This window comes from Streptomyces sp. NPDC058653 (assembly GCF_042716895.1).
Taxonomy (GTDB): Bacteria; Actinomycetota; Actinomycetes; order Streptomycetales; family Streptomycetaceae; genus Streptomyces.
This window is the reverse complement of record NZ_JBHXRM010000003.1, coordinates 67049-82511: the sequence shown is the minus strand read 5'-3', so window position 1 is coordinate 82511 and position 15463 is coordinate 67049. Positions and strand designations below refer to the sequence as shown.

At 70.5% G+C, this 15463-nt stretch carries 11 protein-coding genes; 3 read left to right on the top strand and 8 right to left on the bottom strand.

The window, feature by feature from the left end; genetic code table 11:
- Window positions 1-258: 258 nt before the first annotated feature.
- The 6 genes from ACFWU9_RS03670 to ACFWU9_RS03645 all read right to left on the bottom strand — a co-directional run bounded on the left by ACFWU9_RS03670 (window position 259) and on the right by ACFWU9_RS03645 (window position 7718).
- Window positions 259-1308, bottom strand: a complete 1050-nt coding sequence (locus ACFWU9_RS03670; RefSeq protein WP_384314584.1) for a BMP family protein — start codon at window positions 1306-1308, stop codon at window positions 259-261.
- A 158-nt stretch (window positions 1309-1466) separates the two neighbouring features.
- On the bottom strand, window positions 1467-2708 hold the full coding sequence (locus ACFWU9_RS03665) for an amidohydrolase (protein WP_384314909.1): 1242 nt from the start codon (window positions 2706-2708) through the stop codon (window positions 1467-1469).
- Between the two features lie 258 nt (window positions 2709-2966).
- The gene (locus tag ACFWU9_RS03660) at window positions 2967-4034 is read right to left on the bottom strand and encodes a hypothetical protein (protein ID WP_384314581.1); all 1068 of its coding nucleotides are present in this window, start codon (window positions 4032-4034) and stop codon (window positions 2967-2969) included.
- 5 nt (window positions 4035-4039) lie between these two features.
- Complete coding sequence (locus ACFWU9_RS03655) at window positions 4040-4969, bottom strand: N-acetylneuraminate synthase family protein (RefSeq protein ID WP_384314579.1); 930 nt, start codon at window positions 4967-4969, stop codon at window positions 4040-4042.
- 11 nt (window positions 4970-4980) lie between these two features.
- On the bottom strand, window positions 4981-6198 hold the full coding sequence (locus ACFWU9_RS03650; RefSeq protein WP_384314908.1) for a cytidylyltransferase domain-containing protein: 1218 nt from the start codon (window positions 6196-6198) through the stop codon (window positions 4981-4983).
- Window positions 6199-6392: 194 nt separating this feature from the next.
- Window positions 6393-7718, bottom strand: a complete 1326-nt coding sequence (locus tag ACFWU9_RS03645; protein WP_384314577.1) for a DUF6716 putative glycosyltransferase — start codon at window positions 7716-7718, stop codon at window positions 6393-6395.
- Window positions 7719-7905: 187 nt separating this feature from the next.
- Between ACFWU9_RS03645 and ACFWU9_RS03640 the strand changes: the two genes are divergently transcribed.
- From ACFWU9_RS03640 to ACFWU9_RS03630, 3 genes are all read left to right on the top strand, one after another.
- Window positions 7906-8886, top strand: coding sequence for a glycosyltransferase family 2 protein (locus ACFWU9_RS03640; RefSeq protein WP_384314574.1), 981 nt, complete (start codon window positions 7906-7908; stop codon window positions 8884-8886).
- On the top strand, window positions 8886-10256 hold the full coding sequence (locus ACFWU9_RS03635) for a polysialyltransferase family glycosyltransferase (protein WP_384314572.1): 1371 nt from the start codon (window positions 8886-8888) through the stop codon (window positions 10254-10256). Before ACFWU9_RS03640 ends, ACFWU9_RS03635 begins: the two co-directional genes overlap by 1 nt.
- 144 nt (window positions 10257-10400) lie before the next feature.
- Window positions 10401-11249, top strand: a complete 849-nt coding sequence (locus tag ACFWU9_RS03630; protein ID WP_384314569.1) for a hypothetical protein — start codon at window positions 10401-10403, stop codon at window positions 11247-11249.
- A 102-nt stretch (window positions 11250-11351) separates the two neighbouring features.
- Here the strand turns inward: ACFWU9_RS03630 and ACFWU9_RS03625 are convergent, their stop codons facing one another.
- Both ACFWU9_RS03625 and ACFWU9_RS03620 read right to left on the bottom strand, forming a co-directional pair.
- Entirely contained in the window at window positions 11352-13739 is a 2388-nt protein-coding gene (locus ACFWU9_RS03625; protein ID WP_384314566.1) for a glycosyltransferase, read from the bottom strand.
- Window positions 13736-15274, bottom strand: coding sequence for a hypothetical protein (locus ACFWU9_RS03620; protein WP_384314564.1), 1539 nt, complete (start codon window positions 15272-15274; stop codon window positions 13736-13738). The genes ACFWU9_RS03625 and ACFWU9_RS03620 overlap by 4 nt, the downstream gene beginning before the upstream one ends.
- Between the last annotated feature and the right edge of the window lie 189 nt (window positions 15275-15463).

Genomic DNA, 15463 nt, shown 5'->3' with positions numbered 1-15463 from the left:
GGACTGCTTGACGCGTTGATGACGCACTCTCCTTGGCCGGAAAGGAGCTGGGGCTGGGCGGAGGGCAGGGCGGGGGTGAAGCTATCGCGCCGGAGGGGCGTCTACACGCGTAGCGCTGCCGAATCGTGAGGGTAGATCTTGCGGAGAGGAGACCCGGTCGTCGTGATCGGGCCCGGAGCGACGGCTCGCGTCGCTCCGGGCCCGCGGTTCGTTCACGACGTCCGTACCTCTCGTACGGCGTGGCCGGGAATCGCGGTCCTACGGAGCCGTCTTGACGGTGATCTTGCCGTCGACGATCTCCTGCTTGGCCTTGTCCACGGCCGCAGTGACCTCGGTCAGCTTGACGTAGGCCGGGTTGGAGTCGGTGAGGCCGACGCCGTCCTTGTCCAGGCCGTAACGGATCTCGCCGTTCTGCGGCTTGCCGTCCTGGACGGACTGGATCAGGTTGAACACCGCGTCGGAGATGTCCTTGGTGACCGAGGTCAGGATGCTGTCCTTGTAGGCGGCGAGACCGGCCTGCTTGTACTGGTCGGAGTCGACGCCGATGTTCCACTTGCCCGCCGCCGAGACCGCCTCGATCGAGCCGGAACCGGCCAGACCGGCCGCCGCGTAGACGACGTCGGCCTTCTTGTCGAGCTGGCCCTGGGCCGCGGCCTTGCCGAGGTCGGGCTTGGAGAAGCCGTCGAAGTTCGGCGGCTGGGTCAGGTACTGGGAGAGCACCTTCACCGAGGGGTCGGTGTCCTCGACACCCTGGAGGTAGCCCGCCTCGAACTTCTTGATCAGCGGGGTCTCGACGCCGCCGATGAAGCCGACCGTCTTGGTCTTGGTGGCCTTGGCCGCCGCGACGCCGGCGAGGTAGGAGCCCTGCTCCTCGTTGAAGACGAGGTTGGCTATGTTCTTGCCCGTCACCGAGGCGTCGTCGATGATCCCGAAGGTCGTCTTCGGGAACTTCGGGGCGACCTTCTTGACGGCGGGCGCGTAGGCGAAACCAACACCGATGACCGGGTCGTTGCCGGCCCGGGCGAGCTCGGTCAGGCGCTGGACCTTGTCGGCGTCGGACTCGCCGTCGGAGGGCTCGGCGTCGTTGCCCTTGACCTTGAGGTCCTTCTCGGCCTTCACCAGACCCGCGTAGGCGGCGTCGTTGAAGGACTGGTCACCGCGGCCACCGATGTCGTACGCGATGGCGACGCTTTTCTCCTTCGAGTCGGATGCGGCGTCCGACGAAGAAGTGTTGCCACACGCGGTGGCGGTGAGCGCGAGCGCCGCGGACGCGACGCCCACGGTTGCGATCCTGGTGATCCGGCGCAAGGGAGGCTCCTTCAAAGCGACCTAAGCGCCTCTTCCGGCGCTGGTTTCGCCGCGATCGTAACGCGCGTAGATGTCAGATAAAGCCCCCTACGGAAGCTGTTATCGGATCGTCGCGAACAGGAGGTGTGACGTCCGATTACGAGAAGGGGCACCCGCGGTTACGAACGGTCGCCGTCGATGAGCGCGGCCGCGGTGAAAAGCTCCACACCGACCTGAATCGCCCGTTCGTCCGCGTCGAAATCCCCTCGGTGCAGATCGCGCCGGGAAGTGTCGCCCGGTGTCCGTACGCCGAGCCGCGCCATCGCGCCGGGGACCTGCTCCAGATACCAGGAGAAGTCCTCGCCGCCGAGGCTCTGTTCGGTGTCCTCGATCGACTGCGGGCCGCGGCGCGCGGTCTGGGCGTCCCGCAGCAGCTCCGCCATCACGAGGTCGTTGACGACCGGCGGCACCCCGCGCACGTAGTTGATCTGTGACTTGGCGTGGTAGAGCGCGGAGATCTCGTCGATCGCGGCGTGCACCAGGTCCGGCGCCTCGCGCCAGGACTTCAGGTCCAGGCAGCGGACGGTGCCGGACAGTTCGGCGTGCTGCGGAATGACGTTGCAGGCGTGGCCGGCGGCGATACGGCCCCAGGTGAGCGCGAGCCCGGAGCGGGCGTCGACGCGGCGGGCCAGCAGCGCGGGCACCTCGGTGGCGACCTTCGCGGCGGCGGTGACCAGGTCGGTGGTCAGATGCGGGCGGGCGGTGTGACCGCCCGGGCCGTCGAGGGCGATCTCCAGCCGGTCGCAGGCGGAGGTGATCGGGCCGGTGCGCAGACCGATGGTCCCGACGTCCACACGCGGGTCGCAGTGGACCGCGATGATCCGTCCGACGCCCTCCAGGACACCGGACTCGATGGCGTCGAGGGCTCCGCCGGGCAGGACTTCCTCGGCGGGCTGGAAGATCAGCCGAACCGGCTGGGGCAGCAGGCCCTGGCGGTCGAGTTCGGCCAGGACCAGACCGGCGCCGAGAACGGCGGTGGTGTGGACGTCGTGGCCGCAGGCGTGCGCGCGGTCGGGCACGGTCGAGCGGTAGGCGACACCGGCCTTGGTGTCCGGGATGGGCAGTGCGTCGATGTCCGCGCGCAGGGCGAGCATGGGGCGTGCGCCGGGGGCGCTTTCGCGGGTGCCGATGTCGCAGAAGAGTCCGGTGCCGGTGGTGAGTACCCGCGGCGTGAGGCCGGCCCGCTCGAGGCGGTGCTTGAGGGCGGCGGTGGTACGGAACTCCTGGTTGCCGAGCTCGGGGTGCATGTGCATGTCCCGGCGGAACGCGATCAGCTCGGTGCGCAGGTTTTCGGACAGCGTGCCGGGCAGCGGGGTCGCGCTGGGCTCACCGGACAGGTCGGCTTGGGACTCACGGGACATCAACTGGTTCACCTGTTGAAGGGTAGGCCCCCCGAGGGGGCAACTGCCCGACGATCAACAAAACTTCAGCCGGAAAGGCGTAAGAAAACCGGGCGGCGAACGAATAGCCGCATGTCCGGATGGGTAAGCTCGCGCCTCCGTCGCGGAGCGGCGACAGAAAGTTACGGCCGGTGAATATCGCACCGTGAGACGCCGGACGCGCGGGCCCCGGCCGGGGCCCTGCCGAGCGGCGCGGACCGGCTGCGGCTGCCCGCCACCTCACGCGGAGGCGGGCAGCCTCGGCAGCCTGTGTACGTCCTTGGCCGTACCCGTCACCCCGGAGAGGAAGCCCTGCGCGCGAGGCGAGGCGTTGTCCTTCAGCCACTCCGGTGCGATGTCCCACACGGCCACCCGCACGCCCGTACCGGCGAGCGCGAGCGGCAGCGTGTGCACGACCGTCGACGGGAAGCTGAGCACGGTCGACCCGATCGGGCCGCGCCGTGCGATCAGCTCCAGCGGCAGATCGGGCCTGACGATCTCCAGGCCCGTCTCCGTGGCGAGGCGGTGCAGCTTCTCCACGCTCTCCCTGCGGTGCGCGAAGTACCGCGTCGCGCCGTGGGTGCGGGCGAGCGAGCCGACCGCCGTCACGTACTGCTCCAGATCGACCACACCCGTCTCGACGAGCGAGGTGCCGACCATGTCGGCGCCCTTGGAGATCCGCGGCGGCCCGAAGGTCGCCTTGGTCCACTCGAAGGTGTTGGCCGTCACCGTGATGTTCGGCGGTGCCTCCACGGGCATCGAGGTGAAGACCTCGACAGCCCGGGTGCGCGACGGCGTGAGCCGACGCCGCGCCACGGCGGAGACCGGCGCGAGCGCCAGCTCGCGCGGCCCGCGCCTGCCGCCCCGCCGGTGCCAGCGCACCAGCGGTTCGCCGTGCACGAGCTGCGCGATGAACTCCATCGTCGCCGTCCCGTCGTCCACGACGGTCAGCTCCTTGCTGCTGACGAGGGTCAGCAGGAGCTGTACGTAACGGGAGAACGGATCGCCGATCACGATCCGCTCCGCCTTGCGCAGCAGCGGAGCCAGCTCCCGTATCGTCCGCAGCGGCGCGCTCGCGCCGCCGCGGGCCTCCTGCCAGCGCACCGTGAAACCCGCGTCGCGGGCCAGCTCGGCCATGCGCCTGAGCTGGCCGCGCGACATGGGGTCCGTGGGCGACAGGACGATCACGGTGAGTTCCTCACCGGCCGCGCTCGCCCGCGCCCACTCCAGCACGTTCAGGAGTTGGACCGGGCTCTCCACGAATGCGATGGCGCGAGGCGCGGTGCGCTCCCCGGAGGACCGGCTCATGGCTCTCAGACCGCCACGGGCTTCGCGCCGTCCGCGGAGTCGGCGATGACACCGGCGACCCGGCGGAGCTTCTTCATCGGGCCGAGCTCCGACTCGTAGACCTTCTTGACACCGTCACCGAGGGAGGCCTCGATGGTGCGGATGTCGCGCACGAGGCGGGTGAGGCCCTGCGGCTCGACGGAGGCGGCCTGGTCGGAGCCCCACATGGCGCGGTCGAGGGTGATGTGACGCTCGACGAACGCGGCGCCGAGTGCGACGGCGGCCAGCGTGGTCTGGAGACCGGTCTCGTGGCCGCTGTAGCCGATCGGCACGTTCGGGAACTCGGACTGGAGGGTGTTGATGACCCGCAGGTTCAGCTCCTCGGCCTTGGCCGGGTACGTCGAAGTGGCGTGGCAGAGAAGGATGTTCTCGCTGCCCAGCACCTCGACCGCGTGACGGATCTGCTTCGGCGTCGACATGCCCGTGGAGAGGATGATCGTACGGCCGGTGGCGCGCAGGGCGCGCAGCAGCTCGTCGTCGGTGAGCGACGCGGAGGCGACCTTGTGGGCGGGGACGTCGAACTTCTCCAGGAAGGCGACGGCCTCGGTGTCCCACGGGGAGGCGAACCAGTCGATGCCGCGCTTCTTGCAGTGCGCGTCGATCGTGGCGTACTCCTCCTCGCCGAACTCGACGCGGTGGCGGTAGTCGATGTACGTCATCCGGCCCCAGGGGGTGTCCCGCTCGATGTCCCACTGGTCGCGCGGGGTGCAGATCTCCGGGGTGCGCTTCTGGAACTTGACCGCGTCGCAGCCGGCTTCGGCGGCGACGTCGATCAGCGCGAGCGCGTTGTTGATGTCACCGTTGTGGTTGATGCCGATCTCACCGGTCACGTAGACGGGGCGGCCGGGACCCGCGGTACGGGTGCCGAGGGTACGCAGGCGGGAGTTGGTGCTCATCGATGAGTTCCTTAACTGGTCGAGATGTCGGCGGTGGTGCCATGGGGGGCGGTGGGGGTGTTGACGTCCAGACCGGGTCCGAGGAGCCAGGTGGCGATCTCACGGATCGCGCCGGCGCCGCCGGGGGTCGTGGTGACGGCACGCGCCGCCGCGCGTACGGCGTCGTGTGCGCTCGCGACGGCCACCGGCCAGCCGGCGAGAGCGAAGCACGGAAGATCGTTGACGTCGTTGCCGACGTACAGCACCCGCTCGGGTGTGACTCCGTGCTCGTCGCACCACTGCTTCAGTGCGAGGTCCTTGCGGTCGATGCCGTGGAGCACCGGCACGCGCAGCTTGCGGGCGCGTGCGGCGACGACCGGGTTCTGCTCGGTGGAGAGGATGAGCAGTTCCAGGCCGGCGCGACGGAGGGCGGCGATACCGAGGCCGTCACCGCGGTGTACGGCGACGGTCTCGCGGCCCTCCGAATCGACGAGCACCCGGTCGTCCGTCTGGGTGCCGTCGAAGTCCAGGACGACCGCGTCGATGTCTGCGCGGCCGGGGAGCGCGGGGGTGTCCAGGAGCGGCGCGAGGGCGCGGGCGCGCTCCAGGTCGTGCGGGTCGTCGATCTCCAGCACCCGCTCGGGGTCGGTGCTCACCAGTTCGGTGCGCCCGAAGAAGCGGTGGCCCGCCTCGCGGAAACCCTCGGCGCGCATCGCGTAGGCGGCGCCGGTCTCCAGGAACTCCTGGGGGCGGTCCTGCCTGCGCGGACGGTTCGACTTGTCGTGGTTGACGCCGAAGCCGTCGCTCTCGGCGCGCCAGATGAAGCCGTGGGTGGGGGCGACGGTCAGCGCGCTGTCCGCGCCGTTCTCGGTGACGGCGGACACGACGCCGTCGAGGTCGCCCGGGGTGATGAAGGGGCTGGTGCACTGCACGAGCAGGACCACCTCGGTCCGGTGCGCGGCGCCGCGCATCGCGCCGTAGGCGTCCATGGCGTGCAGGACGGCGGCCTCGCTGGTCGCGGTGTCGCCCGCGATGGCGGCCGGCCGCAGCACGACCTCGGCCCCGGCGGCGCGGGCGGCGTCGGCGATCGCGGCGTCGTCCGTGGAGACGACGACGTCGGTCACCAGCCGGGCGGCGCGGCAGGCGCGCACGGCCCGTACGACGAGTGGCACACCGCCGACCTGGGCGAGGTTCTTGGCGGGGACGCCCTTGGATCCACCGCGGGCGGGGATCACGGCGAGGACGGTCATGGACGGTTCTCCTTGATTCACTGCGTCCTGCTGGTTCTCCGCGTCCGGCCGGCCCGTCGGGCGCTCGTCCGACGCGGCGTTCGGGGTCTCGGTGGTCCAGCCGGACCAGCCGTAACCGGCGAGTACGTCGGCCGGCAGGGGGCGGCGGCGTACGCGGGGTGCGGGGAAGCCGCGGGGGCCCGGCGGGTCCCCGGTCACAGCTCGCCCATCCGGCGGATCACCGGGGCCACGCGCTGGACGCCGTGGCGGTAGGCGCCCCGGGCGGCGGCGCGCACCGTGTCGCGGACCACGCGGCGTACGCCGGTCGCGCCGGCGGCGGCCGTACGGTTCGAGGCCGTCAGCGGCAGGCCGTCGGGCGCCAGGTGGTAGCGGGCGAGGAGGCCGGGCAGATAGCCGGGCGCGGTGGTCGCCGTGTAGTACGGGGTGATCGGCGGCAGATCGGCGTCGGCCACCAGCTTCGCGACGCGCTGGCGCGCCAGGTCGAAGGCGGAGGCGTACGAGCCGTCGGCGGCGACGCCCTGCCGGTCGGCCCAGACGGGGTCGGCCTTCGGCCGCTGTCCGCCGTCGAGCTGGTCCCAGGAGGCGAGGCAGCCGGAGCCGATGAAGTGGTGGTTGCCGAGCGGTTCGCGGATCCCGAGGTCGGTGAGGATCGCGGTGGGGATACGGCGGTGCAAGGACTCCAGCGCCGCCGTGGAGGAGACGGTGACCAGCAGGTCGGTGCCGTCGAGGACCTCGCCCATGTTCCCGTACACCAGGCGGAAGTTGGGCGGCAGTCCGCCGGGCAGCTTCTCGGCGAGGCGCTGGTACGGGTACTCCTCGACGTGCGTGGTCTGCTCCCCCACGCGGCTGCGCAGCTTGAGCAGGACCTCGCGGCGCGGATGCAGTCGCGCGTGCTCGACGAGCCGCCGCAGCAGGTACATCCGGTCGGTGCGGGTCAGGGGTACGGACGGCTGGGCCGCGAAGACGACCGTGTCACGGCCCTCCTCGGGGGTGTACCGGGCGCCGCCGAGGAAGGGCAGCGCGGCCTCGGTCACCGAGTCGGACCCGGCGCCGACACCCTCGTAGACGGCGCGGAAACGCTGCGCGTCGTGACGGGAGTTGGCGAGGACGATGTCCGCGCCGTGGCGCAGCAGGAGTCCGTCGGACAGCTTCTCGTAGACGACGCCCACATAGCCGGTGACCAGCGCCGGACGGCCGGGCAGTCCGAGGGCGGATATCCCGTGCAGCATCGCCTGTACGGCGCCACCGACGAGGGCGAGGACGACGACGTCGTACGACTCCGCGCGCAGCAGGTCCAGGAACTCCGTCCCGGTCATCTCGCGCAGTGCGTCGGCCTCCGCCCCCACCTCCTCCAGCTGACGGGCAGTGGGCGTCGCTCGTCCGCGCAGCAGAAACCCACTGAGCTCGATGTCGCGGCCTTCGGGTGTGATGCGGCGCGCGGTGAGCGCGCCCCACTTCCACCGGGTGTCGGAGTCGGCGAGCACAGCGACCCGGACCGCGTTGCTGGTACGTGATGGCACGTGTTGGACGTTAGGAAGGCATTCCGTTTGGCGGCCCAACGGAACAGCAATAAAGGGTTAACAGAGGGTCGACAGAGAGCGAAATGGCTCGGGAACGGCGTGGGTTAACGATCCCGCCATCCGTCGTTCACCTCGCATACCCGTAGATGTCGGAACGAAGGACGTGGTGCCGCCTACCGTCACGCGGGTGGTCAAGCTCTCTGTCGTCGTGCCGTTCTACAACGTGCAGACATACGTCCCAGAAACCCTTCGAAGCCTCTCGGCGAACAAGCGGGAAGATTTCGAGTTCCTCCTCGTCGACGACTGCTCGACCGACGGGACCCCCGAACTCCTGCGGCGGGCGGAGCGAGATCTCCCCGGCGCGGTCCTGCTGAGACACGAGAAGAACGGCGGGCTGGCCACCGCGCGCAACACCGGTCTCGAAGCGGCGCGCGGCGAGTACATCACCTACCTCGACGGCGACGACTGGGTGGCGCCGGGCTACTTCGAGCGGCTGCTCGCCGCCATCGAGGACCTGGGCTGCGACTTCGTCCGCACCGACCATGTCCAGTTCACCGGCCGGGTCCGCACCGTGCACCGCGTGCCGGTCGGCCCCCGCGGCGAGGTCCTGAAGCCGCGCGAGACGATCCTGCCCGCCGACAAGACGACGTCCGTGGACTACGCGTACGCCTGGGCCGGTGTGTACCACCGCCGTCTCGCCGACCGGGGGCTGCTGCACTTCACCGACGGGCTGCGGACCGCCGAGGACCGGCCGTGGATCTGGCGGCTGCACCGGGAGGCCGAGTCCTTCGCCGCCGTGGGGCTGCTGGGGCTCTTCTACCGACGCGGCGTCGCCTCCTCGCTCACGCAGATCGGCGACGTACGGCAGCTGGACTTCATCCGCGCCTTCGACCAGGTCGTCGAGGAGACGGCGGCGGACCCCGAGGGCGAGCGGTTCCTGCTGAAGGCCGTACGGACCTATCTGGCGATCATCTCCCACCATCTGGCGGCGAAGGACCGGTTCGAACCGGCCGTGGCACGCAAGCTGCGCACCATGAGTGCCGCCGCCATGAAGCGGCTGCCGCAGGACGTACTGAAAGAAGCGCTGAACTCGATGGACCTGGACCGCTCGACCCAGTTGCGCAGGCTGCGCAGGCGCCAGGGCGCGAACGGGAAGGCGGCGGCCTGATGACCAGCTCCTTCTCCCGCACCGGCACCGCCACCCGCTCCCGTACGACACGGGTCTTCTACGCCTCCACCCTGTACGGCGCCGCGACGCTGACCGCCGCCATCGACGCCGGGCTCTTCGCCCCCGCCGACCGGACCGTCCTGGTCGTGAGCAACAACGCCGGCACGCCCGAGCTGACCCCGGCCGTCCATGAGACGCCCGGTTTCAGACGGCTGCGCCACCGCTTCGACGACGTGCTGTCGTGGAACGAGACCATCGCGCCGTTCCACCCCGGCGGCTGGGTCCCCCGCGAGGACGACCTGCCGATCTGGGAGCGCCATCTGCGGCTCGCCTGGGGTCTCGGCGACGACACGGTGGAGCTGGTCCTGGAATCGATCCAGGTCAGCCCCGCGCTCACGCTCGCGGAGATCTTCACGGCCGCCCGGATCGAGGTGTACGCGGACGGGCTGATGAGCTACGGGCCCACCCGCAACCGGCTCGACCTCCAGGTCGGCGCGCGTATCCGCAGGCTGCTCCATCTGGATCTGGTGCCCGGTCTCGTACCCCTGCTGCTCACCGAGTTCGGCGTGCCGTCCGAGACGGTGCCGACATCGGACTTCCTCCGGGTGCTGGACCAACTGGCCGACAGCGCACGGGACTTCGAGACCCCGGCCGTGGCGCCCGCGCTGCTGCTCGGGCAGTACCTCTCCACGCTCGGCATCATCACCGAGCGCGAGGAGGAGGAGCTGCACCTGCGGATGCTGCGGGGCGTGGTCGGACTCGGCCACCGGAACGTGGTGTTCAAGCCGCACCCCACCGCGCCGGCGATCTGGTCCCGGCGGCTGGAGGAGGAGGCGGCGAAGCTCGACGCCGAACTGACCGTGCTGGACAGCCCCGTGCTCGCCGAGGTCCTCTACCAGCGGCTGAAGCCCGCGCTGGTCGTGGGCTGCTTCTCGACGGCGCTCTTCACGGCGTCCGCGTTCTACGGCGTCCCGGTCGCCCGCGTCGGTACGGACATGCTGCTCGACCGGCTCTCCCCGTACCAGAACAGCAACCGGGTGCCGGTCACGCTCGTGGACGCGCTGGTCCCGCCGCTGGACGACGACGGTACGCACCGGCCGGAGCCGGAGCCCTCGGAGCTGGTCGCGGCGGTCGGCTTCGTGATGCAGCCGCAGATGCACCCGGGGCTGCGGGCGGGGGCGGAGAGTTTCCTGGCCGCCCGGCTGGACCCGCACACGCTGCGGTACTTCAAGCGCCGCCGGCTGACGACGCTCGGGCTGCCGGGCGCGGTCGGTCCGCAGCTCGTCCGTATCCCGCAGAACGCGGCGGCGCAGCGCGTGGTGCGCCGGGCGAGGCGGCTGCGCAGGGCGGTGCTGAGGCTGCGCGCCTGAGCCCCTGTCCGCGACGGCCTCCGGCCCGTTCATCTGCTAACCGTTCATCTGCCAGCCTTTCGGACGATAGTGAAGTTATGGTCCATTTGGCGGTAATTGACGGAAAGTCGCATTCCCTTACGCCCCGGCGGCGTTGATAGCCACGTGGAACCACGTGAACTCTGGGATCGGAACAGCGTGCTGGCCGAGGCCTTCTGCGCCAGCGACGAGCAGGTGCGGCGGGCCCAGGCCGTGCTGGACGAGGCGCAGGCGGAGCGGAGCCGTACCCTCGCCGCCTTCGCCGTCACCGTCGGCAACGACGGTGCCGTCGCGGATCTGATGGGTCTGAACGAGCGGGAGGTACGGCTGGCGCGGCGCACCGTCGGCAAGACCAACGCGCGCAGCGTCGCCGAGGAGCTCCTCGACCGCTACCCGCAGGCCAGCACCCAGCCGATCCCGCGGGCGCAGTCGGCCTCCGCGGCGGCTCCGGGCACCCAGCCGGTGGCGCCGCCCCTGCCGGTGGAGGAACCTTTCACCGAGCAGTCGCCCCACGTTTCCCTGTCGGCCCAGACACCTCAGGCGAGTCAGGCATCGGGGGCGTATCACCAGCACCAGACGTCTCCGGGTGGCCCCGGGGAGGTCCATCTGCCGCATCAGCGCGCGGAGGCCTCACCGCTCCAGGAGACGGCCCACCACCACGACGCGGCCTCCCCCGTGCTCCACGCGACCGAGGCCGAGAACAACCCCGTCGTCTGGTCGTCGAGCATGGACTCGGTGCTGCTGTGGAGCTGGCAGTCCGGTCTCGACCTCCAGACGGTGGCCGGTGAACTGGGCCTGGACGTCCGGGCGTTGCTGCTGCGCGTACAGGCGCTGGCCGACAGCGGCATGCTGACCCCGACGTCCTCCCAGACCAGCGAGGCGAACCGGGCCGGCCGGCACCGCAGACACCACGAGGAGGCCTACGCCGCGCTCTTCAGCCCCACGGCCACCTTCCCCACGCAGGTCCACTACTGACGAGAGAGACGACAGCGCGAAGGGGCGGGCCGCGGAAGCGGCCCGCCCCTTCGCGTGGAGAGACGTCCCCGGGGATCAGGCCCCCAGGATCAGGCCCCCGGATCAGGTCCCCAGGATCGCCCGCAGGTCGGCCGCGTTCGACTGCGTCACCTTCCACAGCTCCTGCTGCCTGCCGTGCACATCGGCCACCGACCCGGGGTGGTCGTCCAGCAGCTCCAGCGCCCGCTCGGTGAGCACCGCGCCGAGGTTCTTGTCGTGGACCGAGACGCCCCACTCCGGGCGGTCGATGTCCCTGAGGAAGTACGCCATCTTCGGGTGCGAGATCAGCGAGATGATCGGGGTGCCGCAGCCGAACGGGATCATTCCCGCGTGGCCGCGCATACCGATGACCAGCTTCGTACGGGCGTAGGTGTCCCTGATCGCGTCGTTGTCGAAGTCGTACATCGGGATGACCGGCAGCGAGACGTCGTGCTCGCGCCGCAGGTCGAACGCGATCTTCTCGTCGTCCAGCGAGTGCGCCACGCACTGCACCTCGGCGTGCTGGTCCAGCGCCCGTACCGCCTTCGCCATCTCGGCGAGGAAGTGCGCGTAGTCGTGGCCGAAGCGCAGGCCCGCCCGGTCGTACGCGGCGTTGATCATGACGGTGTTCTCGCGCTGCCCGGGGGCCGGGTCCGACCAGCCGTCGACCAGCTGCCGGGTGACCGTGGTCGGGCAGGGCTGGAAGCGCACCTTGTCGTGGAGCGAGGCCGGCAGCAGCGCGCGGACCTTCTCGATCGAGCCGTGGTTGCGGAGCGCGAAGAAGGCGCTGCGCTCGACCAGCTGGCGCAGCGAGGAGTTGAAGCGCCCGGCGCGGTAGGACTGGCCGTCGAAGGCGTTGAAGCCGACCGCGTACACGACGATCGGTACGTCGATGGCGTTCAGGTTCTCGTCGGGGACGTTCCACTGCCAGGCGCTGTTGCCGTTCGGCGCGGTGTCCGGGATGAAGAGTCCGCCGCCGCCGATGACCAGACCGCGACGGGCGTTGACGCGCTCCAGCGCCGCCTTGTCGAAGAGCCGGTGGGCGTGGATCGAGTGCCAGCGGCGCTCGCCGGTCTCGATGTCGGCCCCGCCGTTCGCACCGGTGCTGGTGCCGACCGCGAGCCGTACCGACTCGGGCAGCAGCTTGTCGCCCGCGTTGCCCTGCTGCGGCATGTAGAAGGCCACATGGGCGAGCTGGTCCTCGGGCCTGCCCTCGCGCGGGGCCGGCAGATCATGGCCCTGGGTGCGCAGCCGCATCAGCCGGTTGGGCCGGTGCGTGGGGTCGACGGCCAGACCCTGCATCGCGTACGCGTGCGCCGCCGCGTCGTCGCCGTGGATCCAGGCGATCTGCGCGAGCCGCCCGAAGGAGGTGGCGGCGCGGACGGGCGAGCCGGCCGCGAGGTGCAGCTGGACCTTGGCCTCCTCGTAGCGGGAGACGCTCATCAGGGCGTGGCCCAGCACCTCGTGCGGCCAGGTGTCGTCGACCGGGATGTGCACGCTGGTGAGAATGTCGGCGGCTTCCTGGAACCCGCCGGCGTTGATGTGCGCGTGGGCGACCTTGCGGGCGCTCTCGACGTCCCCGGTGCGCGCGACGTGCTCGGTGCCGTACTTGACGACCAGGTCGTGGTGCATGGTGCCCGAGACGGCCATGTACGCGGCGTAGAACTCCGCGTCCGTCAGGTCGAACTCCCGCCAGCGGTCCTCCGCCTGGGTGTAACCGGACTCGCCGCCCTGCCAGGGCTTGTGGCGCCCGGTGAAGTGCAGGATCGCGGTGTCGTCGGGGACGGGCTTGTCGCCGGAGAGCCGCCGCTTGACGAAGTTGTAGCGCGAGTCGAGATGGACGAAGTCGCCGTCGAGCACCGAGTTGAGGATGCCCTGGTCGTGCTTGTCGAGCTCGTAGTCGCCGCTGCGTCCGGTGGCGTCGATCCGCGCGCAGAACTCGTCGCTCAGATACTCGCGCTGGATGACCAGCAGTCCGCTGTTGAGCTTGTGCTGCCCGTAGAAGAACTGCGGTACGGCGGCGAGGCCCTCGCGCATCCGCAGCAGTTCGGACAGATCACCGAGGACGACCATGTCGGTGTCGAGGGTGATGATGGTGTCGTAGTCGCGCAGCCGGAAGACGTCGAGGATGAAGTACGCCTTGCGGACCAGGTAGTTGTCCTGGTCGCCCTTCTCGTAGCTGTCGTAGCGCGCGGCGTCGACCCGGTGGAACCGTACCCGCGGGTGCAGGGCGCGGATCGAGGCCACCGACTGGGGCCGCAGATCGTCGTGCAGGACGATGAAGTCCTCGCACACACCGGGGTTGGACAGCGCGAGGCTGCGCAGCAGCGCCAGGAAACCGTCGAGATAGTTCTCGTCGACGAAGGACGCGAACGCCAGACGTCGTTTGCCGGTCAGGGCGTTGGCGGACAGCGGCGCGGTGGCGGCGGCGGCCGAGGCCGCCCCGACCGGGGCATGGGGGGTGGCGGTCATCGCAGGGAGATCCTCGTGTCGGTCACGCTCTGGGCGCGTTCCATGACCCACGCCTTTTCGCTGGTGTACTCGTGCACGGACGTGATGGGCATACGCATCGCTTCCTTGATGCGGTACGCGCCGCTCTCGTAGAAGTCGAAGCCGATCAGGTCCAGCTTGGGGCTGGCGTCCAGGAAGTCCAGCAGCCACAGCATGTTGAAGCCGCTGGTCGGGATGGCGGGCCACTGGTCGTTGCCGACGCGGCCGATGTTCCGCAGCGGCCAGCGCAGCGACTCGTCGTTGACGTAGGTCTGCGCGCCGGGCACCAACCGGTTGCGCAGCGAGTTCTTCCAGTCGCCGCTGAGACCGCCGAAGATCAGCCGGGTGGTGACCCTCTTGTCCCAGTTGAAGCCGTGCTTGTGGATCGAGGTGTGGATGTCCGTGCGCTTGCCGGTGGCCGGAGCGTCGATCTTGTACGAGTTGAAGCGGACCACCAGGTCGTACGCGTCGATCTCGGGCCCGAGCGAACCGCGCCCGACGCTCTGCGAGTTGGCGACCAGACAGATGGACTTGCCCGCGATCTGGTTGCGGAACTCGCCCAGGGTGAGCCACTGGACATCGCCGAAGGTGGGGTCGGGGACCGGGCCGCGCTGCCGGTTCCGGCGCATCTCACCGTAGAGCTCGGCCAGTTGGCGCACATCGCCGTCGGCCGTCAGGGCGTCCGGCCGGGCCAGCCGCAGGTCCAGGTACTGCCCGATGGACACCTGGAGGTCCGTCACCGGGCTCCCGTCGCCGCGCATCGCGAGGAGCGCGCCGATCAGCCGCGCCTCGGCGCCGGCGCGGTCGCCCGCGTCGTACAGGGCGACACCGTCGGCCCAGACGTCGGTGGCGGGGCCGTCCGCGTAGACCGAGGCCCCGGGGCAGCCGCGTTCGAGCAGCCGCAGGATCTCGTCCTGCTGCTCGCCGGCCGTGTGCAGGCCGGCGATCCGGGGGGCGACACCGAAGCCGTCCTCCTCGGTCAGGTCGAGATAGCGCTGGTACGCGGCGATGGTCGCGGCCTCGTCGCCCATGGCCTCCAGCGTGCGGGCGCGCAGCCGCCAGCCGGCCCGGGAGTTCTTGCGCTGGGTCAGCACGGCGTCGCTGATCAGCAGCGCCAGCTTCAGCTCGTCGTCGTAACCGCACTCCAGCGCCTTGTTGCCGACGGCGAGCAGCGCGTCGAGCAGCTCACCGCTGAGCGAGCCGGTCGGCCCGGCGACCACTTTCTTGGCCGCCCGCCGGATCAGCGGCGCGCTCGGGGCCGCAGCCGGGGCGCTCTCGCCGGAACCGGTGGCGTGGGCGGCGAGGACGAGGCGCAGCTTCTCGGCGAGCTCGGCGCGCTTGCGGTCGAGGCTGCCGACCATCTTCCCGCTGTGCACGGCGCAGGCCCGCAGGCACACGTCCAGCTCGGTCGGTGTGATCCGGTCCCCCCGACCCGGGACCTGCCCGGCCCCGTCGGGCGGCCCGGCCGGGCTGTCCCCGTCGCGCGGCCTGAGCCATCGGTTGCGGACCTTCGTCATGGTGCTCCCAGCGTGTGTCTGCCCGCGATCAGGTTGCGGGTCGGCGACAGGCTAGGAAACCCGCGCGACGGGAAGGTGAACTGACTGCGTCCGCAGGAGGAACGCCGGGAGCCCGAAACATGGTCACGGGTGAATTCGGACCGGCGGGACGGTGTGCGGGGCGGGACGGGGCGGGTGGCGGGGAATGAA

Bases quoted from the DNA above. Each gene is read 5' to 3' on its own strand.
- ACFWU9_RS03660 (WP_384314581.1), bottom strand. From the start codon at position 4,034: ATGAGCCGGTCCTCCGGGGAGCGCACCGCGCCTCGCGCCATCGCATTC.
- ACFWU9_RS03620 (WP_384314564.1), bottom strand. From the start codon at position 15,274: ATGACGAAGGTCCGCAACCGATGGCTCAGGCCGCGCGACGGGGACAGC.
- ACFWU9_RS03625 (WP_384314566.1), bottom strand. From the start codon at position 13,739: ATGACCGCCACCCCCCATGCCCCGGTCGGGGCGGCCTCGGCCGCCGCC.
- ACFWU9_RS03655 (WP_384314579.1), bottom strand. From the start codon at position 4,969: ATGAGCACCAACTCCCGCCTGCGTACCCTCGGCACCCGTACCGCGGGT.
- ACFWU9_RS03665 (WP_384314909.1), bottom strand. From the start codon at position 2,708: ATGTCCCGTGAGTCCCAAGCCGACCTGTCCGGTGAGCCCAGCGCGACC.
- ACFWU9_RS03635 (WP_384314572.1), top strand. From the start codon at position 8,886: ATGACCAGCTCCTTCTCCCGCACCGGCACCGCCACCCGCTCCCGTACG.
- ACFWU9_RS03650 (WP_384314908.1), bottom strand. From the start codon at position 6,198: ATGACCGTCCTCGCCGTGATCCCCGCCCGCGGTGGATCCAAGGGCGTC.